At 69.0% G+C, this 22,107-nt stretch carries 20 protein-coding genes; 16 read left to right on the forward strand and 4 right to left on the reverse strand.

Translation table 11 applies throughout. The annotated features are described in order from the left end of the window. The first annotated feature begins 16 nt into the window (after positions 1-16). From OG485_RS25145 to OG485_RS25155, 3 genes are all read left to right on the forward strand, one after another. Positions 17-2,341: a bifunctional polysaccharide deacetylase/glycosyltransferase family 2 protein gene (locus OG485_RS25145; protein WP_328670814.1), complete on the forward strand. Its 2,325-nt coding sequence runs from the start codon at positions 17-19 to the stop codon at positions 2,339-2,341. After that, entirely contained in the window at positions 2,342-3,739 is a 1,398-nt protein-coding gene (locus OG485_RS25150; RefSeq protein WP_328670815.1) for an acyltransferase family protein, read from the forward strand. A 179-nt stretch (positions 3,740-3,918) separates the two neighbouring features. Next, entirely contained in the window at positions 3,919-4,614 is a 696-nt protein-coding gene (locus tag OG485_RS25155; RefSeq protein ID WP_328670816.1) for a demethylmenaquinone methyltransferase, read from the forward strand. A 43-nt stretch (positions 4,615-4,657) separates the two neighbouring features. On the opposite strand, the gene OG485_RS25160 is transcribed toward OG485_RS25155, so the two are convergent. Beyond that, complete coding sequence (locus OG485_RS25160) at positions 4,658-4,990, reverse strand: PASTA domain-containing protein (protein WP_326786167.1); 333 nt, start codon at positions 4,988-4,990, stop codon at positions 4,658-4,660. Between the two features lie 81 nt (positions 4,991-5,071). Next, a complete protein-coding gene (locus OG485_RS25165) occupies positions 5,072-5,578 on the reverse strand; it encodes a GNAT family N-acetyltransferase (protein ID WP_328670817.1) in 507 nt (168 codons plus the stop codon). Positions 5,579-5,676: 98 nt separating this feature from the next. Here OG485_RS25165 and OG485_RS25170 point away from each other — a divergent pair, with 98 nt between their 5' ends. Continuing rightward, a complete protein-coding gene (locus tag OG485_RS25170) occupies positions 5,677-6,978 on the forward strand; it encodes a geranylgeranyl reductase family protein (protein ID WP_326786165.1) in 1,302 nt (433 codons plus the stop codon). A 21-nt stretch (positions 6,979-6,999) separates the two neighbouring features. Here the strand turns inward: OG485_RS25170 and def are convergent, their stop codons facing one another. Beyond that, positions 7,000-7,626: a peptide deformylase gene (def, locus tag OG485_RS25175; protein ID WP_328670818.1), complete on the reverse strand. Its 627-nt coding sequence runs from the start codon at positions 7,624-7,626 to the stop codon at positions 7,000-7,002. Between the two features lie 193 nt (positions 7,627-7,819). Then, on the reverse strand, positions 7,820-8,653 hold the full coding sequence (locus OG485_RS25180; protein WP_328670819.1) for a C40 family peptidase: 834 nt from the start codon (positions 8,651-8,653) through the stop codon (positions 7,820-7,822). A 724-nt stretch (positions 8,654-9,377) separates the two neighbouring features. Between OG485_RS25180 and OG485_RS25185 the strand changes: the two genes are divergently transcribed. Genes OG485_RS25185 through nuoL form a run of 12 tightly spaced genes read left to right on the forward strand, consistent with a single transcriptional unit; the run spans position 9,378 to position 22,103 of the window. Further along, positions 9,378-9,737, forward strand: a complete 360-nt coding sequence (locus tag OG485_RS25185; protein WP_037627175.1) for an NADH-quinone oxidoreductase subunit A — start codon at positions 9,378-9,380, stop codon at positions 9,735-9,737. A gap of 14 nt (positions 9,738-9,751) precedes the next feature. After that, positions 9,752-10,306 carry a NuoB/complex I 20 kDa subunit family protein gene (locus tag OG485_RS25190; RefSeq protein ID WP_003998928.1) on the forward strand — a complete coding sequence of 185 codons (555 nt, stop codon included), beginning with the start codon at positions 9,752-9,754 and terminating at the stop codon, positions 10,304-10,306. Continuing rightward, positions 10,303-11,043 (forward strand): NADH-quinone oxidoreductase subunit C, encoded by a 741-nt coding sequence (locus tag OG485_RS25195; protein WP_328670820.1) that lies wholly within the window; start codon positions 10,303-10,305, stop codon positions 11,041-11,043. The genes OG485_RS25190 and OG485_RS25195 overlap by 4 nt, the downstream gene beginning before the upstream one ends. Continuing rightward, on the forward strand, positions 11,040-12,380 hold the full coding sequence (locus OG485_RS25200) for an NADH-quinone oxidoreductase subunit D (protein WP_328670821.1): 1,341 nt from the start codon (positions 11,040-11,042) through the stop codon (positions 12,378-12,380). The genes OG485_RS25195 and OG485_RS25200 overlap by 4 nt, the downstream gene beginning before the upstream one ends. Continuing rightward, positions 12,377-13,219 (forward strand): NADH-quinone oxidoreductase subunit NuoE, encoded by an 843-nt coding sequence (nuoE, locus tag OG485_RS25205; protein ID WP_328670822.1) that lies wholly within the window; start codon positions 12,377-12,379, stop codon positions 13,217-13,219. The genes OG485_RS25200 and nuoE overlap by 4 nt, the downstream gene beginning before the upstream one ends. Next, entirely contained in the window at positions 13,216-14,568 is a 1,353-nt protein-coding gene (gene nuoF, locus OG485_RS25210) for an NADH-quinone oxidoreductase subunit NuoF (RefSeq protein ID WP_326786160.1), read from the forward strand. The genes nuoE and nuoF overlap by 4 nt, the downstream gene beginning before the upstream one ends. Then, positions 14,565-17,069, forward strand: a complete 2,505-nt coding sequence (locus tag OG485_RS25215; protein ID WP_328670823.1) for an NADH-quinone oxidoreductase subunit G — start codon at positions 14,565-14,567, stop codon at positions 17,067-17,069. Before nuoF ends, OG485_RS25215 begins: the two co-directional genes overlap by 4 nt. After that, a complete protein-coding gene (nuoH, locus tag OG485_RS25220; RefSeq protein WP_328670824.1) occupies positions 17,066-18,445 on the forward strand; it encodes an NADH-quinone oxidoreductase subunit NuoH in 1,380 nt (459 codons plus the stop codon). The genes OG485_RS25215 and nuoH overlap by 4 nt, the downstream gene beginning before the upstream one ends. After that, positions 18,438-19,067 carry an NADH-quinone oxidoreductase subunit NuoI gene (gene nuoI, locus OG485_RS25225; protein WP_328670825.1) on the forward strand — a complete coding sequence of 210 codons (630 nt, stop codon included), beginning with the start codon at positions 18,438-18,440 and terminating at the stop codon, positions 19,065-19,067. The genes nuoH and nuoI overlap by 8 nt, the downstream gene beginning before the upstream one ends. Continuing rightward, positions 19,064-19,879 carry an NADH-quinone oxidoreductase subunit J gene (locus OG485_RS25230; RefSeq protein ID WP_328670826.1) on the forward strand — a complete coding sequence of 272 codons (816 nt, stop codon included), beginning with the start codon at positions 19,064-19,066 and terminating at the stop codon, positions 19,877-19,879. The genes nuoI and OG485_RS25230 overlap by 4 nt, the downstream gene beginning before the upstream one ends. Then, on the forward strand, positions 19,876-20,175 hold the full coding sequence (gene nuoK, locus OG485_RS25235; RefSeq protein ID WP_009190046.1) for an NADH-quinone oxidoreductase subunit NuoK: 300 nt from the start codon (positions 19,876-19,878) through the stop codon (positions 20,173-20,175). Before OG485_RS25230 ends, nuoK begins: the two co-directional genes overlap by 4 nt. Positions 20,176-20,189: 14 nt before the next feature. Continuing rightward, positions 20,190-22,103, forward strand: coding sequence for an NADH-quinone oxidoreductase subunit L (gene nuoL / locus OG485_RS25240; protein ID WP_328670827.1), 1,914 nt, complete (start codon positions 20,190-20,192; stop codon positions 22,101-22,103). The last annotated feature ends 4 nt before the right edge of the window (positions 22,104-22,107 follow it).

Genomic DNA, 22,107 nt, shown 5'->3' on the forward strand with positions numbered 1-22,107 from the left:
GGGCGCACCCACTCTCATGACCACGACGACACCGGCGCGCGGCCGTCGGCGGGCCCCCTCCAAGCTGGAGCGGGCCGCCGGGAAGGCCGCGGCGCTGCAGAAACCCCGCGTCATCCTCGCCCTGATGCTCCTGCTGGCGCTCATCAGCGTCATGCTGCTCGACGGCTATCTGCGCTCGGAGATCGGCAACGACGCCCGCGTGCGCGACGGCGCGGCCTACGACAAGGTCCCCCAGAAGATCCTCGACGGCGGGCCCATCCTGACGTTCACCGGCGGCACCGCGAAGACGCAGTCCGTGCCGAAGAAGACCATCGTGCTCACCTTCGACGACGGGCCGACCCCCAACTGGACGCCCGAAGTCCTGAAGGTACTGAAGAAGAACGACGTCGACGCCACCTTCTTCCTGGTCGGCTCGATGGTCTCCCGCTACCCCGGCGTGGTGAAGAACCTGGTGGACCAGGGCAACGAGGTCGGCATCCACACCTTCACCCACGTCGATCTCTCCTACCAGAGCACCGCGCGCCTCCAACGTGAGCTGAAGCAGACGCAGTTGGCCCTCGCGGGCGCGGCCGGCATCACCACCACGCTGTTCCGTGCCCCGTACTCGTCGGAGATCAGCGCCGTCGACAACTACAGCTGGCCCGTCTACAAGGAGCTCGGCGGCCTCGGCTACACCAGCGTCTTCGTCGACACCGACAGCGACGACTGGAAGAAGCCGGGCGTCTCGAAGATCGTCCAGTGGGCGACACCGAAGAAGAACCAGGGCGCCATCGTCCTGATGCACGACGCGGGCGGCGACCGCTCGCAGACGGTCGAGGCGCTCGACACGTACATCAAGAAGATGAAGGCGAAGGGCTACACCTTCACCACCGTCAGCGGCGCCCAGGCCGAACTGAACCGGTCGGCGTCCGGGGCCGCACCGGACCAGGGCGCCTCCGCGGCCGCACCGGACCGGGGCGTGTCCGGGTCCGGCGGCACCGCCGCGCCCACCGGTCCGGCGGCGGGTGGCATCGCGAGCGCCGCCGCGCAGGCGGGCCAGCGGAAGGCCGACGGCGCGACCCTCTACGAGGGCAGGGCACTCGTCTACGCCGTGGCGGTCGCCGAATGGGTCGTCCCGGCGCTGTCCTGGTTCCTCGTGGTCGTCGGCGTCGCCGTCATGGGCCGCTTCGGGATGATGCTGATCCTCGCCCGCCGTCACCACCGGCAGCGCAACCGCAGCCGCAGAGGCAGCCAGGGCGGGAAGTTCAGCTGGGGACCGACGGTCACCCGGCCGGTGACCGTGATCGTGCCCGCGTACAACGAGAAGGAATGCATCGCCAACACCCTGAAGTCGCTGGCGAGGAGCACGCATCCGATCGAGATCATCGTGGTCGACGACGGCTCCGACGACAACACGTCCGGGATCGCCGAGTCGCTCGGCATGCCGAACGTCCGGGTCATCCGGCAGGAGAACGCCGGCAAGCCCGCCGCCCTCAACAACGGCGTACGCAACGCCCGTCACGACATCGTCGTGATGATGGACGGCGACACCGTCTTCGAGCCGGACGCCGTGCACCAGCTCGTGCAGCCCTTCGCGGACCCGGAGATCGGGGCGGTCGCGGGCAACGCCAAGGTCGGCAACCGCGACACCGTGATCGGCGCCTGGCAGCACATCGAGTACGTGATGGGCTTCAACCTCGACCGCCGCATGTACGACCTGCTGCGCTGCATGCCCACCATCCCCGGCGCGATCGGCGCGTTCCGCCGGGACGCGGTGCTGGGGGTCGGCGGCATGAGCGAGGACACGCTCGCCGAGGACACCGACATCACCATCGCCATGCACCGCGCGGGCTGGCGGGTCGTCTACCAGGAGCACGCCAAGGCCTGGACGGAGGCGCCCGGTTCGCTGAAACAGCTCTGGTCGCAGCGCTACCGCTGGTCGTACGGCACCATGCAGGCGCTGTGGAAGCACCGCAAGTCCCTGACGGACAAGGGGCCTTCGGGCCGCTTCGGACGCGTGGGCATGCCGCTGGTGGTGCTCTTCCAGATCGTCACGCCGGTCTTCGCGCCGCTCATCGACGTGTTCACCCTCTACTCGATGATCTTCGTGGACTTCCGGGCCGCGCTGATCGCCTGGCTGGCCGTTCTCGCGGTCCAACTGGTCTGCGCGGCCTACGCGTTCCGGCTCGATCGGGAGAAGTACCGCTACCTCGCGATGCTGCCGCTCCAGCAACTCGCCTACCGCCAGATGATGTACCTGGTCCTGATCCACTCCTGCGTCACAGCCCTGACCGGCGGGCGGCTCCGCTGGCAGAAGCTCAAGCGCACGGGCGAGGTCGGAACCCCGGCGGGGGTGAACTAGATGACCTGGGGCGCGGAACAGCAGGGCCAGGGATACGAGGGCGAGTACGGATACGGGTACGGGCACAACTCCGGGTACGACGGCGGGTACGGTCACGGCCTCGCGTACGGGTACGGCGGCGGGTACGCCCACGACCCCGGGCAAGGGCTCCCGTACGACCAGACCCCGTCGTACGAGCAGCCGATGGCGTACGAGCAGTCGGCTCCGTACGAGGAGCGGTGGCAGTACGTTCCCGAGCCGGAGGACCCCGTCTTGACGGAGGCGGAGACGGAGGCGACGGCGGAGGCGGCGACGGTGGAGGCAGGGGCGGCGGCGACGACCGGGCCGGCCCCGGTCCCGTCCCCTTCCCGCGAGAAGGGAGCAGGGGGCGGCCGGGACCGGTACTTCGACGCCCTCCGCGCCGTCGCCCTGGTCCGTGTCGTCACCTATCACACCTTCGGCTGGGCCTGGGCCGGACTGGTCTTCCCGTCGATGGGCGTGATGTTCGCGCTCGCCGGCACGCTGATGGCCAAGTCCCTGGAGCGCCCCGCCCTCACCGTGGTCCGGAGCCGAATACGGCGCCTGCTGCCGCCGTTCTGGTTCTGGGGCCTCTTCGTCGTGGTGGCGATGCTGATCCACGGCTGGATGCCGGGCTGGCAGATAGTGTTCTGGGTCGTCCCGGTCGGCGACCCCCCGGGGAACCAGTGGGGCGTGCAGGCCTGGGAGATTCTCTGGTACCTGCGCACGTACCTCTGGTTCGTCCTGCTCTCCCCGCTGCTGCTGAAGATCTTCCGCAAGGCCCCGATCCCGGTGCTGCTCCTCTCGCTCGTCCCGGTCCTCGTCCTCCAGTACGGCCCGCACCTCCCGGACGGCCGCCTCGGCAGCGCCCTCACGGACCTCGCCGTCTATCTCTTCTGCTGGCTCGTCGGCTTCGCCCACCGCGAGGGAGTGCTCCAGCGTCTGAGGCCGGCCGCGGTGGTCCTCGCCTCGGCGGCCGCGCTCGCGTACGGCGGCTGGTACGCCCTCGCCCACCGGTCGGAGTACGGCACGTACGACCTCGACGAGATCCCTCTCGCCCAGGCCTTCTGGTCGGCGGGCTTCGTGACGCCGCTGATGTACTTCAAGGCGTACTACGGCGTCGACTTCGCCTGGCTGGCCCGCTTCAGGCGGCTCGACCGCACGGTGACGGTCTTCAACGGGCGGGCGGTGACGATCTACCTCTGGCACGAGATCGCGCTGATCCTGGCCGTCCCGCTGATCGACCAGTTCTGGAAGGTGCCCGCCTTCGAGAAATGGCTGCCCCTGGAGAGCCAGTGGTTCATGTTCGCCGTCGGCTGGGTGCTGATCTGGATCGCGATCCCTCTGTTCGGCTGGGTCGAGGACGTGGCCGCCCGGAAACGACCCCGGCTGCTGCCGTAGCGGCCCGCGGCAGCAGCTCGCCGCGCCGACGGCGGACACCGGAGCCGTCGGACAGCGCCGCACCCTCCCCGTGGTTCACGGGGGCGGGTGCGGCGCATTTTCCCGTACGAGGGGAACAGAGCCCGACTCCCGGCCGGGCGCCGGAGAGCCGTCGGGCCCGTACTGCCACAATGGGGACCGTGACCCGCGCATCCCTGGACAAGCAGCCGCACGAAGTCGCCTCGATGTTCGACGACGTGGCGGAACGGTACGACCTGACGAACGACCTGCTGTCGCTCGGACAGGACCGGGCGTGGCGCAAGGAGGTCGCGAAGGCGGTCGACGCGCGCCCCGCGCAGAAGATCCTGGACCTCGCGGCCGGCACCGCGACCTCGTCCCTCCCCTTCGCCCGCACCGGCGCGTACGTCGTCCCCTGCGACTTCTCCCTCGGGATGCTTCGCGTCGGCAAGCGCAACCACCCCTGGCTGCCGCTGACCGCCGGTGACGCGACCAGGCTGCCCTTCAAGGACGACACGTTCGACGCCGTCACGATCTCCTTCGGACTGCGCAACGTGCAGGACACCGACACCGCGCTCCGCGAGCTGTACCGCGTGACCAGGCCGGGCGGACGCGTCGTGATCTGCGAGTTCTCGCACCCCACCTGGGCGCCGTTCCGCACGGTCTACACCGAGTACCTGATGCGCGCGCTGCCCCCGGTCGCCCGCGCCGCCTCCTCCAACCCCGACGCGTACGTCTATCTCGCCGAGTCCATCCGCGCCTGGCCGACCCAGCCGGAACTGGCCCAGCGGCTGATCGGGGCCGGCTGGTCGAAGGTGGCCTGGCGCAACCTGACGGGCGGCATCGTCGCTCTCCACCGGGGCTACAAGCCGGCCTGACCCCGCTCGGCGTCCCCCTCGCCGGGGAACCCGTCCGGGCCTGCTACCTGAGGACCGCGAACGGGTCGCCGGGCAGGTCGAGTTCGCGGCGCAGCCCGCCCGACGGCGGACGGGGCGGACGTGGTTCGCGCACTCCGGCGCCGCCCTCCGCGTCCCCCAGGTCGAACCACACCGTGACGACGGCCCCGCGCGGCACCTCGGCACCGGGCTGCGGAAATTGCCGTACGACGTAGTCGACGACCGTCCGAGGGAAATCGGGCCGGTCGGGCGCGGCGAGCAGAACACCACGCGCCTCTGCCGTCTCACGCGCGTCCACGGCCATCAGGCCGACGAGCCGCGGCACGCGCACTTCGGGTGTCTTGGGTGTTATGCGCACAGACGTCACCCCCAGCGGTACCGGAAGGGTAAGCCTCGTCCGTGCCCTTCCGGAAGCCATGAGGAGACGCGCCGGAATCCGTCACAGGGCCAGCCGGTAGCGGTGGCCCTCCTGCTGCGACGCGGGCAGCGTGAACCGCTCCGCGAGCTCCATGCCGAGCCGTCTCGTCACCGCGATGGAACGGGCGTTGCCCGCGTTGACCATCGCGACGACGTCCGTGACGCCCGCCGCGCGGACCCGCTCCAGCGTGGTCCGCGCCGCCGCCGTGACGTACCCCTTGCCCCAGTGCGCCCGCCCCAGCCGCCAGCCGATCTCGATCTTCCCGGCCGGACCCCAGGCGTGCGGCCACGGCTGCGCGCCCGTGAAGCCCAGTACCTCGTCCCCGGGACCGACCATCGTCCACAGGCAGAACCCGTACTCCGCGTCGTGCCGCCGCTGGCGGGCCGTGAGTTCCTCGTAGACGGACCGCTCGGCCGCGCGGCCCCCGTGGAACTCCATGACGTCCGGGTCGTCGAAGACCCGGTGCCAGGCGAGGGCGTCCTCGTCGGTGGGAACGCGCAGGCGTACATCGGGGAGAGCTCGGTTCACGGGGCAGCCCTTCAGCCGGGTGATCGGTACCGCTGCATAGACTGCCCATGTCCAGTGCCCGTCGGCACGTTGATTTCGAGTCTTGGGGAGAACCCGCCGTGACCGAGCCCCAGCCGCTCTCCGAAAACACCGCCGACGTCATCGTCGTCGGGGCCGGGCCAGCCGGTTCGACCACCGCGTACTACCTGGCGAAGGCGGGACTCGACGTCCTGCTCCTGGAGAAGACGGCCTTCCCGCGCGAGAAGGTCTGCGGCGACGGTCTGACCCCGCGCGCCACCAAGCAGCTCGTGTCGATGGGCATCGACATCTCCGAGGAAGCCGGCTGGCTCCGGAACAAGGGTCTGCGCATCATCGGCGGCGGCGTGCGCCTCCAGCTCGACTGGCCGGATCTCGCCTCCTTCCCCGACTACGGACTCGTGCGCAAGCGGGACGATTTCGACGAGCAGCTCGCACGCCAGGCGCAGAAGGCGGGCGCGCGGCTGCACGAGCGCTGCAACGTCGGCGCCCCGATCATCGACGAGCGCACCGGCCGTATCACCGGCGTGCACGCGAAGCTGGGCGACGCCGACTCCAAGGAGAAGCGGGAGGTGACCTTCCACGCCCCTCTGGTGGTCGCGGCCGACGGCAACTCCACCCGTCTCTCCCTCGCGATGGGCCTGCACCGCCGCGAGGACCGCCCGATGGGCGTCGCCGTCCGCACGTACTTCACCTCGCCGCGCCACGAGGACGACTACCTGGAGTCGTGGCTGGAGCTGTGGGACCGCCGGGGCGCCGAGGACCGTCTGCTGCCCGGCTACGGGTGGATCTTCGGCATGGGCGACGGCACCTCGAACGTCGGCCTCGGTGTCCTCAACACCTCCGACTCCTTCAAGGAGCTCGACTGGCGCGAGGTCCTGAAGGCCTGGTGCGCCTCGATGCCGGAGGACTGGGGCTACACCCCCGAGAACATGACCGGCCCGATCCGCGGCGCGGCCCTCCCGATGGCCTTCAACCGTCAACCGCACTACACCAAGGGCCTGCTGCTGGTGGGTGACGCCGGCGGTCTGGTGAACCCGTTCAACGGCGAGGGCATCGCCTACGCCATGGAGTCCGGCCAGATCGCCGCCGACGTCATCGTCCAGGCCCACGCGCGCGCCACCCCGGGCCAGCGCGAACTGGCCCTCCAGCGCTACCCGCGTGTCCTCAAGGACACCTACGGCGGCTACTACACCCTCGGCCGCGCCTTCGTGAAGCTCATCGGCAACCCCAAGGTCATGAAGATCGCCACCCAGCGCGGCCTGACCCACCCGATGCTGATGAAGTTCACCCTGAAGATGCTCGCGAACCTCACCGACCCGACGGGCGGCGACGCGATGGACCGCATCATCAACGGCCTCTCGAAGGTGGCCCCGAAGGCCTGACCGAACGGGCCGCCCGGGCGGTCACCGGGACAGCTCCGACTCCTTGGCGGCGCGACGGGCCACCACCTGCTCGCGCCGCTCGGCCACCTGCCGCAGGGCGTCCTTGCGGTCCCGCCGGGAGAGCCGGTCCAGGTAGACGTGTCCGTCGAGATGGTCGCTCTCGTGCTCCAGACAGCGCGCGAAGTACCCCGTGCCCTCGATGACGAGCGGGTCCCCGTCCTTGTCGACGCCCCGCACGACGGCCCGGTCCGGGCGGGGCACGTCCACGACGGCACCCGGGACGGACAGACACCCCTCGCCCTCGTCCAGGAGGCGGCGGCCGGAGGGTGCGAGCCGCTCCAGGACGGGGTTGGCGATGTGGCCGACGTGCCGGACGCCGTCGTCGTCGGGGCAGTCGTAGACGAAGAGCCGCAGATCCACACCGACCTGGTTCGCGGCGAGGCCGGCGCCGTCGGCCACGTACATGGTCAGGAACATGTCGTCGATGAGCGCGGCGAGATCGGGACCGAACTCGGTCACGTCCCGGCAGGGGCGGTGCAGGACCTCTTCCCCGACCTCGGTGATCCGCCGCACGGTTCCGCGCCGGGCCTCCGGCGTGAGCGACGGGTACGAGCCGACCGGGCTTCCCTGGACGAACACACGGGGCATCGCTGTCTCCTTCGGGTACGCGGGCACCGCGGCCGACGGCGGTCCGCCGACCTCCGGCACCGGTTACCACCCTGGCGGATGCCGTCGCGCGGCGTGCGCGAAACAGCCCGAAGACCCGTCTCCCGACGGCTTCCGAACAGCCCGGAGGACCGCTCCCCGCACAGGAAGCGGTCCTCCGGAAGTCACCCGTGGGTCAGAGCACGCGCACCGCGCCCGTGGCCGGGTAGCCCGAGAGGTCCTGGATCACGACGCCCTTGGAGGGGTTGGCCGCGTCGAGGTACTGCCCGTTACCGATGTACACCCCGACGTGGTACGCCGAACCCGCCGCACCCCAGTACAGAATGTCGCCGACCTGGACATTGGACAGGGAAACCGGCGTACCGGACACCGACTGGTCCTGCGAGACGCGCGGCAGGTCGACGCCGACCTGCTTGAACGCCGCCTGCACCAGCCCGGAACAGTCCCACGCGTTGGGTCCGGTGCCGCCCATGACGTACGCGTCGCCGACCTGAGCCTTCAGGAAGGCGACGACGGTCGCGACGCTGCCGCTGGCCGGGGCGGCGACGTTCGTGGACGTGGACGCGCTCGCCGACAGGACGGTCCGTGCCGAGGAACGCGAGACGGCGTCGGCCGCCGCGGCCTTGCGCGCGGCCTCGGCCTTCTTCTTGGCCTCAGCCTTCGTCTTGGCGTCGGCCAGGTCGGCCTTGGCCTGCTTGGCGGCCTTGGCGGCCGCCGCGTCGCGCTCCGCCTGAAGCTGGTAGTCGGCCGCGGTCTGCTGGGTGGCGTCCGCGGACTCGGCGACCTGGGTGGCCAGATCGGCCGTCAGGGTCGGCAGTTCCATGGTCTGCGTCACGGGCTCGGCGGCGCTCGCCGAACCCGCTGCACCGGCCACTGCCAGGGTGCTGAGGACGCCACCGGCAACTCCGGCGCGCATCGCGAGCGACGGAGCGTTGCGACGGGGCTTCCGGTGGCTTCGTATGTGTGCGGTGTGGGACATGGGTACTAGCGGTACCAGGGGCTCCTCCATACCTTCAAGAAACGTGTGGTGCGCCACAGTTGTTCAATCGGCCGCCGAATTCGTCGCCCGTCACTCTTTATTGACGCCGTAACGGGCATTGCGGACACTGTCCATCAGGCCCATGATCATGGCCTTTCAGTAATACGTCCGAATTGCCCGCCACCTACCACCGGTTGAAGTCGGTGGCCAAGCCCGGCTTATCTGACCCATAGGTAGATGTGGCGCAGGTCACGGAACGGTCACCCGGGCCCCCGCGTCCCGCGCGTGACCCCTCCCCGCCGCCGCGTCGCCCCCGCTCGTGAACGCGTGCACGTGTCCACATCGGTCCCGTCGGTCCCCCCGAAGTGTGAACGCGGTCCTCTATCAAGGGGGTGCGTCCAGCGCGAATTTGCATGCGGCGGAAGTCTCTTGATATGGAGACGCCCCCCTGGGCCTGCGGCGATGAGCGAAAATGTCACGTCTGGTGATCGACCTGACGCTTCGTGTGTGAAGATCACCGCTCATCCGACTTCATGATCGTTCGTCAGGTGGTGGAGATCACAAAGCTAAGGCAATACCCCGTGTCGCAGATCACAGACCGCCGGGCATAAGATGCGAGGCAGTTGGGCTTGTGACCTGCTTCACATGTCCGCGATCTTCGCCGGGACGGGTGGGGTTCGCGGTGCTGACGAGGCAGGGGTGCAGGCTCGCCGAAACCGCCACCAGTCAGTGCCGACTGAGAGGAGCGAGGAGCGTGAACGCGTATGCGCCGATCCTCGTACTGGGAGCCCTCGGGGCAGGCTTTGCGATCTTCTCCGTGGTCATGGCCACGCTGATCGGTCCGAAGCGGTACAACCGCGCCAAACTCGACGCGTACGAGTGCGGCATCGAGCCGACCCCCACGCCGGTCGGCGGTGGGCGCTTTCCCATCAAGTACTACCTGACGGCGATGCTCTTCATCGTCTTCGACATCGAGATCGTCTTCCTCTACCCCTGGGCCGTCACCTTCGACGCCCTGGGTGTTTTCGGGCTCGTGGAGATGCTGCTCTTCGTGCTCACCGTCTTCGTCGCCTACGCGTACGTATGGCGGCGCGGCGGCCTGGAATGGGACTGAGGGGCCTTTAAGACATGGGACTCGAAGAAAAGCTGCCGAGCGGATTCCTGCTGACGACCGTCGAGCAGGCCGCGGGCTGGGTGCGCAAGGCGTCCGTCTTCCCCGCGACATTCGGACTCGCCTGCTGTGCCATCGAGATGATGACGACCGGCGCCGGGCGTTACGACCTGGCGCGCTTCGGTATGGAGGTCTTCCGCGGGTCGCCCCGCCAGGCCGACCTGATGATCGTGGCCGGCCGGGTGAGCCAGAAGATGGCGCCGGTGCTGCGGCAGGTCTACGACCAGATGCCCAACCCCAAGTGGGTCATCTCCATGGGGGTTTGTGCGTCATCAGGCGGAATGTTCAATAACTACGCCATTGTGCAGGGAGTTGACCATATCGTCCCGGTCGACATCTATTTGCCCGGATGTCCGCCGCGGCCCGAGATGCTGATGGACGCGATTCTCAAGCTCCACCAGAAGATCCAGACCTCCAAGCTCGGCGTGAACGCCGAGGAGGCGGCCCGCGAGGCGGAGGAAGCGGCGCTCAAGGCGCTTCCCACCATCGAGATGAAGGGCCTGCTGCGGTGAGCGACGCGAACGGCAACGGGGTCAACCCTGAGAAGGACCTGAGCGCCTCCAACCTTCCCGGCCAGCGAGGCGACCAGGGCGAGGAGATCCGCGTCCAGCGCGGCATGTTCGGCGCGAACAACGGCGGCGACACCTCCGGCTACGGCGGCCTGGTCCGCTCGATCCGGCTGCCCGGCGCGGCCACCCGCCCCTACGGCGGCTGGTTCGACGAGGTGGCCGACGAGCTGGAGGGCGCTCTGGAGGAACAGGGACTCGTCCCCGAGAACGTCATCGACAAGACGGTCGTCGACCGCGACGAGATCACCTTCCACGTCGAACGCGAGTACCTGCTCCCCGTCGCCCAGACCCTGCGCGACGACCCGGCCCTCCGGTTCGAACTGTGCACCGGCGTCTCCGGCGTCCACCACCTGCACGACAAGGGCCGCGAGCTGCACGCCGTCTACCACCTGCGCTCGATCACCCACAACCGGCTGATCCGGCTGGAGGTCAGTGCCCCGGACGCGGACCCCCACGTCCCCTCGCTCGTCAGCGTCTATCCGACGAACGACTGGCACGAGCGCGAGACGTACGACTTCTTCGGCCTGATCTTCGACGGCCACCCCGCGCTGACGCGGATCATGATGCCGGACGACTGGCAGGGCTTCCCGCAGCGCAAGGACTATCCCCTCGGCGGCATTCCCGTCGAGTACAAGGGCGCCCAGATCCCGGCTCCGGACCAGCGGAGGTCGTACTCATGAGCACGCAGACCCCTTCCGGGGCATCGGCCGCATCGCCCCGCGAGACGACCGAGGGCACCGTATATACGGTCACCGGCGGCGACTGGGACGAGATCGCCCAGTCGGCGGCCAAGTCCGACGACGAGCGCATCATCGTCAACATGGGTCCGCAGCACCCGTCCACCCACGGCGTGCTCCGGCTCATCCTGGAGATCGACGGCGAGACGGTGACCGAGGCCCGCTGCGGCATCGGCTATCTCCACACCGGCATCGAGAAGAACCTCGAGTTCCGAACGTGGACCCAGGGCACCACGTTCGTGACGCGCATGGACTATCTGACGCCGTTCTTCAACGAGACGGCCTACTGCCTCGGCGTCGAGAAGCTCCTCGGGATCACCGACCAGATCCCCGACCGCGCCTCGGTCATCCGCGTGCTCCTCATGGAGCTGAACCGACTCTCCTCCCATCTGGTGTGCATCGCCACCGGAGGCATGGAGCTGGGCGCCACCACGATCATGATCTACGGCTTCCGTGACCGTGAGCTCATCCTCGACATCTACGAGCTGATCACGGGCCTGCGGATGAACCACGCGTTCATCCGCCCCGGCGGACTCGCCCAGGACCTGCCCCCGGGCGCGGTGGACCAGATCCGCGAGTTCGTGAAGAAGATGACGAAGAACCTTCCCGAGTACGACAAGCTCGCCACCGGGAACCCCATCTTCAAGGCCCGCATGCAGGACGTCGGCTATCTCGACCTGGCCGGCTGTATGGCCCTCGGTGCCACCGGCCCGGTCCTGCGGTCGGCGGGCCTGCCGCACGACCTGCGCAAGTCCCAGCCGTACTGCGGCTACGAGAACTACGACTTCGAGGTCCCGACCGCCGACACCTGCGACTCCTACGGGCGCTTCCTGATCCGCCTGGAGGAGATGCGCCAGTCGCTGCGGATCGTCGAGCAGTGCCTGGACCGGCTCCAGCCCGGCCCGGTCATGGTCGCCGACAAGAAGATCGCCTGGCCCGCCCAGCTCGCGCTCGGCCCCGACGGTCTCGGCAACTCGCTCGACCACATCAAGAAGATCATGGGCACCTCCATGGAGGCCCTGATCCACCACTTCAAGCTGGTGACCGAGGGCTTCCGCGTGCCGCCGGGACAGGCGTACACGGCGGTCGAGTCGCCCAAGGGCGAGCTCGGGGTGCACGTCGTCTCCGACGGAGGCACCCGCCCCTACCGGGTCCACTTCCGGGACCCGTCCTTCACCAACCTGCAGGCCATGGCGGCGATGTGCGAAGGCGGCCAGGTCGCCGACGTCATCGTCGCCGTCGCGTCCATCGACCCCGTGATGGGAGGCGTCGACCGGTGACCACCACCCCCGAGGGCGTCAGCCTGGGCATGCCCCAACTGCCCGCGCCCGACTACCCGGCCGACGTCCGGGCCCGGCTGGAGGCGGACGCGCGCGAGATCATCGCCCGCTACCCCGACTCCCGCTCGGCGCTCCTTCCGTTGCTGCATCTCGTGCAGTCGCAGGAGGGCCACGTCACGCGCACGGGACAGCGGTTCTGCGCGGAGACACTGGGCCTGACGACGGCCGAGGTCGCCGCCGTCGCGACCTTCTACTCGATGTACCGGCGCAAGCCGAGCGGTGACTACCAGGTGGGTGTCTGCACCAACACCCTGTGCGCGGTCATGGGCGGCGACGCCATCTTCGAGGCCCTCCAGGACCACCTGGGCGTCGGCAACGGGGAGACCACCGGTGACGGCAAGGTCACCCTGGAGCACATCGAGTGCAACGCGGCCTGCGACTTCGCGCCGGTCGTGATGGTCAACTGGGAGTTCTTCGACAACCAGACCGTGGACTCGGCCAAGCGGCTCGTCGACGACCTGCGCGCGGGCGCCGACGTCGACCCGACCCGCGGCGCCCGTCTGTGCACCTTCAAGGACACCGCCCGGATCCTGGCGGGCTTCCCCGACGAGCGCGAGGGCGCGGTGGAGGCCGGCGGCAGCGCGGGCCACGCCTCCCTGGTGGGGCTGCGCCTGGCCAAGGGGGAGAGCTCACCCGCGCGCGTGGTGCATCCGCGAGGCGGAGGAGCACCTCAGAACCAGCGGCCCGCCGAGCACCCCAGCTCGCACGACGCGCCGCAGGACACGTCGGCCTCCGACCCGTCCCACCCGGCGGGTCCTGTGGCAGAGGAGGGGGAGTGATGACCTTGGCAGCAGAGATCAACGAGACGAGTCCCGAAAAGCTGCTCGCACCCGTGCTGTCGGCCTTCTGGGACGAGGACAGGTCCTGGTCGCTGGACGTCTACCGGAGGCACGAGGGGTACGAGGGCCTGCGCAAGGCACTCGCCATGTCACCGGACGACCTGATCGCGTACGTCAAGGACTCCGGGCTGCGGGGCCGGGGCGGTGCAGGATTCCCGACCGGAATGAAATGGCAGTTCATTCCCCAGGGAGACGGCAAACCTCACTATCTAGTTGTCAACGCCGACGAGTCGGAGCCGGGGACCTGCAAGGACATCCCGCTCCTCTTCGCGAACCCGCACAGCCTCATCGAGGGCATTGTGATCGCGTGCTATGCCATCCGGTCTTCGCATGCCTTCATCTATCTCCGCGGTGAAGTCGTCCCCGTATTGCGGCGGTTGCACGAGGCCGTACGTGAGGCCTACGCGGCGGGGTACCTCGGCGAGAACATCCTGGGCAGCGGACTCGACCTCCAGCTCACCGTGCACGCGGGCGCCGGCGCGTACATCTGCGGTGAGGAGACCGCGCTGCTCGACTCGCTCGAAGGCCGCCGTGGTCAACCGCGGCTTCGTCCCCCTTTCCCTGCTGTCGCGGGCCTCTATGCGTGTCCAACTGTTGTAAATAACGTCGAGTCGATCGCGTCAGTTCCCGCAATTCTCCAAAATGGCAAGGAATGGTTCAGGTCGATGGGAAGCGAGAAGTCCCCGGGCTTCACGCTCTACTCCCTCAGCGGCCATGTCGCCAGCCCCGGCCAGTACGAGGCACCGCTCGGCATCACGCTGCGCCAACTCCTCGACATGAGCGGCGGGATGCGCCCCGGTCACCGGCTGAAGTTCTGGACGCCGGGCGGCTCCTCGACCCCGATGTTCACCGACGAGCATCTCGACGTCCCTCTTGATTACGAAGGAGTGGGCGCCGCGGGTTCCATGCTCGGCACGAAAGCACTCCAGTGCTTCGACGAGACGACCTGCGTCGTCCGAGCCGTCACCCGCTGGACCGAGTTCTACGCCCACGAGTCCTGCGGCAAGTGCACGCCGTGCCGTGAAGGCACGTACTGGCTCGTCCAATTGCTGCGCGACATCGAGGCCGGCAAGGGCGTCATGTCCGACCTCGACAAACTCAACGACATCGCCGACAACATCAACGGCAAGTCCTTCTGCGCCCTCGGCGACGGTGCCGCCTCGCCGATCTTCTCCTCGCTCAAGTACTTCCGCGAGGAGTACGAGCAGCACATCACGGGCCGCGGCTGCCCCTTCGACCCCGCCCGCTCCACGGCCTGGGCGGACAAGCACACGGAGGTGAACGCATGACAGTGACCACCAGCGCTCCCTCCGGAGGCGGGGAAGCGGCGGTCCCGCCGGAGGATCTCGTCTCGCTGACGATCGACGGCGTCGAGATGAGCGTGCCCAAGGGCACCCTGGTCATCCGGGCCGCCGAACAACTCGGCATCGAGATCCCCCGCTTCTGCGACCACCCGCTCCTCGACCCGGCCGGCGCCTGCCGCCAGTGCATCGTCGAGGTCGAGGGCCAGCGCAAGCCCATGGCGTCCTGCACGATCACCTGTACGGACGGGATGGTCGTCAAGACTCAACTCACCTCCCAGGTCGCCGAGAAGGCACAGCACGGTGTGATGGAGCTGCTGCTCATCAACCACCCGCTGGACTGCCCGGTCTGCGACAAGGGAGGCGAGTGCCCCCTGCAGAACCAGGCGATGTCGCACGGCAACGCCGAGTCCCGGTTCGAGGGCAAGAAGCGGACCTACGAGAAGCCGATCCCGATCTCCACGCAGGTGCTCCTGGACCGCGAGCGGTGCGTGCTGTGCGCGCGCTGCACCCGCTTCTCGAACCAGATCGCGGGCGACCCCATGATCGAGCTGGTCGAGCGGGGCGCGCTCCAGCAGGTCGGCACCGGTGAGGGCGACCCGTTCGAGTCGTACTTCTCCGGCAACACGATCCAGATCTGCCCGGTGGGCGCGCTCACGTCGGCGGCCTACCGCTTCCGCTCGCGCCCCTTCGACCTCATCTCCTCGCACTCCGTGTGCGAGCACTGCTCCGGCGGCTGCGCGACGCGCACCGATCACCGGCGCGGCAAGGTGATGCGGCGTCTCGCTGCGCCCGACCCCGAGGTCAACGAGGAATGGGTCTGCGACAAGGGCCGGTTCGGGTTCCGGTACGCGCAGCAGCGCGACCGCCTCGACACGCCCCTGGTGCGCAACGCCGAGGGCGTCCTCGAGCCCGCCTCCTGGCCGGAGGCCCTGGAAGCCGCCGCGCAGGGACTGACCGCCGCCCGCGGGCGGGCCGGTGTCCTCACCGGCGGCCGGCTCACCGTCGAGGACGCCTACGCGTACAGCAAGTTCGCGCGCGTGGCACTCGAGACGAACGACATCGACTTCCGCGCGCGCGTGCACAGCTCCGAGGAGGCCGACTTCCTGGCCGCCCGGGTCGCCGGACGCGGCCGGGATCTCGACGGCACGGGCGTCACGTACACCGCCCTGGAGAAGGCGCCCGCCGTCCTGCTCGCGGGGTTCGAGTCGGAGGAGGAGGCGCCCGGCGTCTTCCTGCGGCTGCGCAAGGCATGGCGCGGGCACGGACAGAAGACGTTCTCCCTGGCCACGCACGCCACCCGCGGTCTGGAGAAGGCGGGCGGCACGCTGCTGCCGGCCGCGCCCGGCACCGAGACCGAGTGGCTGGACGCGCTCGCGAGCGGCGTCGGCCTGGAGGACGACGGCGCCAGGGCCGCCGAGGCGCTGCGTGTCGAGGGCGCCGTGATCGTCGTCGGTGAGCGGCTCGCCACCGTGGCGGGAGGGCTGACCGCCGCCGTGCGGACCGCCACCGCCACCGGCGCCCGACTGGTGTGGATCCCGCGCCGGGCAGGGGAACGCGGTGCGATCGAGGCCGGCGCGCTTCCGTCGCTGCTGCCGGGCGGACGCCCGGCCACCGATCCGCGCGCGCGGGACGAGGTCGCGGCCGCATGGGGCGTCTCCGAACTCCCGCACCGCTACGGCCGTGACACCGGCCAGATCGTGGAGGCCGCCGTCGGCGGCGAACTGCGGGCCCTGGTGGTGGCGGGTGTGGAGGTCGCCGACCTTCCCGACCCCACGCGCGCGCGTGCGGCCCTGTCCGAAGTGGGCTTCCTGGTGTCGCTCGAACTGCGGCCCAGTGAGGTCACCGAGCACGCGGACGTCGTCCTGCCGGTCGCCGCGGTCGCCGAGAAGGCCGGAAGCTTCCTCAACTGGGAAGGCAGGGTGCGCTCCTTCGAGGCGGCTCTCAAGCCCGACCAGATGACCCGGCCCCTGGCGCCCACCGACGCGCGCGTCCTGCAGATGCTGGCCGACGCCATGGACGTACACCTGGGGCTGCCGGACCTGCGCACCACGCGCGGGGAACTCGACCGGCTCGGCGCCTGGGACGGGTCGCGGGCCGCCGAACCCCGGGAGACCGGGGTGGAGATGCCCCGTCCCGCCGCCGGGGAGGCCGTACTGGCCGGGCACCGGCTGCTGCTCGACCAGGGGCGCCTCCAGGAGGGCGACGAAGCGCTCGCCGGAACCCGGCACGCCGCACACGCGCGCGTGTCGGCCGCCACCGCCGCCGAGGCGGGCGTCAAGAACGGCGATGTCATCGCCGTGACCGGTCCGGGCGGAGCGGTCGAACTCCCGCTGCAGGTCACCGAGATGCCCGACCGCGTGGTCTGGCTCCCGCTGAACTCGACCGGAGGGGGCGTCGCCTCCGACACCGGGGCGCTGCCCGGCGCACTCGTCCGCATCGGCCCGGCGACGATCGCCGCCGAGGCCCCCAAGGAGGTGGAGGCATGACGCCGTACCTCGCCGCTGAAGACCTCTCGATGTTCGGCCACGACCCCTGGTGGCTGGTCGTCATCAAGGCGGTGTTCTGCTTCGCCTTCCTGATGGTGACCGTGCTCTTCTCCATCGTGTGGGAGCGCAAGGTCGTCGCCTGGATGCAGCTGCGCATCGGCCCCAACCGGCACGGGCCCTGGGGCATGCTCCAGTCGCTCGCCGACGGTGTGAAGCTGATGCTCAAGGAGGACCTGATCGTCAAGCGCGCGGACAAGGTGGTCTACGTCCTCGCGCCGATCGTCGCGGCCATCCCGGCCTTCATGGCGATCGCGGTGATCCCCTTCGGGCCCGCGGACAACGAGATCTCGATCTTCGGTCAGCGCACCACGATGCAGCTCACCGACCTGCCGATCGCGATGCTCTACATCCTCGCGGTGGCCTCGGTGGGCATCTACGGGATCGTGCTCGCCGGCTGGAGCTCCGGATCCACCTATCCGCTGCTGGGCGGTCTGCGCTCCTGCGCCCAGATGATCTCCTACGAGATCGCCATGGGTGCCGCGTTCGCCTCGGTGTTCCTCTACTCCGGGTCGATGTCGACGTCGACGATCGTCGAGCAGCAGCAGGACCGCTGGTACATCGTCCTGCTGCCGGTCTCGTTCCTCATCTACATCGTGACGATGATCGGTGAGACCAACCGGGCCCCCTTCGACATGCCGGAGTCCGAGGGCGACCTCGTCGGCGGCTTCAACACCGAGTACTCGTCGATCAAGTTCGCGCTGTTCATGCTCGCCGAGTACGTGAACATGGTGACGGTCTCGGCCGTGTCGACGACGCTCTTCCTGGGCGGCTGGCGTGCGCCCTGGCCGATCAGCAGCTTCTGGGAGGGCGCCAACCACGGCTGGTGGCCGATGCTCTGGTTCGTGGTGAAGGTGCAGCTCCTGCTGTTCTTCTTCATCTGGCTGCGCGGCACGCTGCCGCGCGTCCGCTACGACCAGCTGATGAAGCTCGGTTGGAAGGTGCTCATCCCGGTCTCCGTGGTCTGGCTGATGCTCGTCGCGACGGTACGGACGCTGCGCAACGAGAACTACGACTTCGCGGACATCGCCCTGTACGTGGGCGGAGGTGTCCTCGTCCTCCTGCTGCTGTCGTTCGTGGCGGACATCTTCCGCGACAAGCAGGGCCAGGAGGGCCAGGAGACGCCCGCCGAGCCCGCCGCTTTCGACCCGATGGCCGGCGGATTCCCCGTGCCCCCACTGCCCGGCCAGGAGCTGCCGCCGGTACCGCGGCGCCGTCCGCGCCGCGAGCGGGAGCTGATTGTCAGTGGCGGGTCCGATACTGCGAGTGACGGACCCGTCACCGGATCTCGTGACGGAAAGGAGGGGTCCGATGGCTGAGGAGCCGAAGGAGACCAAACCTGGTTTCCAGAACCCCGTCGCCGGTTTCGGCGTGACCTTCAAGGCCATGTTCAAGAAGCGGCTGACCGAGCAGTACCCGGAAGAGCAGAAGACCACCGCACCGCGGTTCCACGGCCGGCACCAGCTCAACCGCCACCCGGACGGCCTGGAGAAGTGCGTGGGCTGTGAGCTGTGCGCCTGGGCCTGTCCCGCGGACGCCATCTATGTGGAGGGCGCGGACAACACCGAGGAGGAGCGCTACTCCCCGGGTGAGCGCTACGGCCGCGTCTACCAGATCAACTACGCCCGCTGCATCCTGTGCGGCCTGTGCATCGAGGCGTGCCCCACGCGCGCGCTGACGATGACGAACGAGTTCGAGCTCGCGGACAGCAGCCGCGCCAACCTGATCTACACCAAGGAGCAGCTGCTCGCCGGGCTCCAGGACGGCATGGTCGACACACCGCACTCGATCTTCCCGGGCACGGACGAGCAGGACTACTACCGAGGTCTGGTCACCGAGGCTGCACCCGGCACCGAGCGTCAGGTGGCCGTCTCCAAGGGCGAGTTGCATCCCTCGGCGAGTCCGTCGGGCGGGCCCGCCGGAGAGGGGGCGGAGGCATGACCGGCCTGGCCGCGTACTCCACCTCCACCGGAGAGGCCTTCCAGTTCTGGGTTCTCGGCACCGTCGCGGTGATCGGCGCCCTGTGCACCGTCTTCATGCGCAAGGCCGTGCACAGCGCGCTGTGTCTCGCCGGAACCATGATCGTCCTGGCGGTGTTCTACCTCGCCAACGGCGCCTACTTCCTGGGCATCGTCCAGGTCGTCGTCTACACCGGCGCGATCATGATGCTGTTCCTCTTCGTCGTCATGCTCGTCGGTGTCACCGCGGCGGACTCGCTGAAGGAGACCATCAAGGGGCAGCGCTGGCTGGCCCTGCTCTGCGGACTCGGCTTCGGCATCCTGCTGTTCGCCGGTATCGGCAACGCGTCCGTCCAGGACTTCGACGGCCTGGCGAAGGCCAACGCGAACGGCAACGTGGAGGGCCTCGCCGCCCTCATCTTCACGAAGTACGTGTTCGCCTTCGAGATCACCGGCGCGCTGCTCATCACGGCCACCATCGGCGCCATGGTGCTCACCCACCGCGAGCGCACCGAGCGCGCCAGGACCCAGCGCGAGCTGTCCGAGCAGCGGGTGCGCGAGGGCAAGCACCTCCCGCCGCTGCCGGCTCCGGGTGTCTACGCCCGGCACAACGCGGTGGACATCGCCGGCCTGCTCCCCGACGGCACTCCGTCCGAGCTGACCGTCAGCAAGACGCTGCGCGACCGCGGGCAGATCCGTGACGTGTCGGCCGACGCGCTGAAGGATCTGAAGGCGCTGGAGCAGCGTGCCGAGGAGCGCCTGGAGCGCACGAAGCCGGAGGAGGCGTCCAAGTGAATCCGGTCAACTACCTCTACCTCGCCGCTCTGTTGTTCACGATCGGCGCCACCGGTGTCCTGATCAGACGGAACGCGATCGTGGTGTTCATGTGCATCGAGCTCATGCTCAACGCCTGCAACCTCGCCTTCGTCGTCTTCTCCCGGATGCACGGCAATCTCGACGGCCAGATCATCGCCTTCTTCACGATGGTCGTCGCCGCCGCGGAGGTCGTGGTCGGGCTCGCGATCATCGTGTCGCTGTTCCGTTCCCGCCACTCGGCCTCGGTCGACGACGCCAGCCTGATGAAGCTGTAAGGGGTCGCTGAATCGTGGAGAACCTGATTGCGCTGCTGATCGCGGCGCCTCTGCTCGGAGCGGCCGTACTGCTGTGCGGCGGACGGCGGCTGGACGCCGTCGGCCAGTGGATCGGTACCGTGCTCGCGGCCGCCTCCTTCGGGATCGCCGTCGTGCTCTTCGCCGACATGCTGGGCAAGGGTCCTGAGGACCGGACCTTCACCCAGCATCTGTTCAGCTGGATCGCCGTCGGGAACTTCCGGGCGGACGTCGGCTTCCAGCTCGACCAGTTGTCGATGACGTTCGTCCTGCTGATCACCGGCGTCGGCTCGCTGATCCACCTGTACTCGATCGGGTACATGGAGCACGACGAGCGCCGCCGCCGCTTCTTCGGCTATCTGAACCTGTTCCTGGCGGCGATGCTGCTGCTCGTCCTCGCCGACAACTACCTGTTGCTGTACGTCGGCTGGGAAGGTGTCGGTCTCGCCTCGTACCTGCTGATCGGTTTCTGGCAGCACAAGCCCAGCGCGGCCACCGCCGCCAAGAAGGCCTTCCTGGTCAACCGTGTCGGCGACATGGGCCTGTCCATCGCCATCATGCTGATGTTCACGACCTTCGGGACCTTCGCCTTCGGGCCGCTGCTCGGCACCGAGGGACACCCCGGGATCGCCGGGGACGCCACCGAGGGCAAGCTCACGGCCATCGGGCTGATGCTGCTGCTCGCGGCCTGCGGCAAGTCGGCCCAGGTGCCGCTGCAGTCCTGGCTCGGGGACGCGATGGAGGGCCCGACCCCGGTCTCGGCCCTCATCCACGCCGCCACGATGGTGACCGCGGGCGTGTATCTGATCGTGCGCTCGGCCGCCGTCTTCAACGCGGCACCGGACGCACAGCTCGTCGTCACCGTCGTGGGCGGGGTCACGCTCCTGTTCGGTGCGATCGTCGGTTGCGCGAAGGACGACATCAAGAAGGCGCTCGCCGGCTCGACCATGTCGCAGATCGGCTACATGGTGCTGGCGGCGGGCCTCGGCCCCATCGGCTACGTCTTCGCGATCATGCACCTGGTGACGCACGGCTTCTTCAAGGCCGGGCTCTTCCTCGGCGCCGGTTCGGTCATGCACGGCATGAACGACGAGGTCGACATGAGGAAGTTCGGCGGCCTCAGGAAGTACATGCCGATCACGTTCGTGACCTTCGGCCTCGGCTATCTCGCGATCATCGGCTTCCCGGGCCTGTCCGGTTTCTTCTCCAAGGACAAGATCATCGAGGCGGCCTTCGCCAAGGGCGGCACCGAGGGCTGGATCCTCGGCAGCGTGACCCTGCTGGGCGCGGCGATCACCGCGTACTACATGACGCGCGTGATGATCATGACCTTCTTCGGGGAGAAGCGCTGGCAGCCCGACGCCGAGGGGCACGAACCGCACCCGCACGAGTCGCCCAGGTCCATGACGATCCCGATGATCGTGCTGGCCTTCGGGTCGGTGTTCGCGGGTGCCTTCTTCAGCATCGGCGACCGCTTCGTGCACTGGCTGGAGCCGGTCACCGGGCACTCGGAGGGCGACTCGCCCGTGAGCGCCCTCACGGTCACCGTGGCCACCATGGTGCTGCTGGTCGTCGGCGCCGGCATCGCCTACCTCCAGTACGGACGCAGCTCGGTCCCGGTCGTCGCCCCGCGTGGCTCGCTGCTCACCCGCGCCGCCCGGCGCGACCTGTACCAGGACGACTTCAACCACGTCGTGCTGGTACGCGGCGGTGAGCACCTCACCCGCTCCCTGGTCTACGTCGATCACACCCTGGTCGACGGAGTCGTCAACGGGACGGCGGCCTCCGTGGGCGGCCTCTCCGGGCGGCTGCGCAAGCTGCAGAACGGCTATGCGCGCAGTTACGCGGTCTCGATGTTCGGCGGTGCGGCGATCCTCGTCGCCGCGACCCTGCTGATGAGGGCGGTCTGATACC

The organism is Streptomyces sp. NBC_00328 (genome assembly GCF_036139655.1).
Classification (GTDB): Bacteria; Actinomycetota; Actinomycetes; order Streptomycetales; family Streptomycetaceae; genus Streptomyces.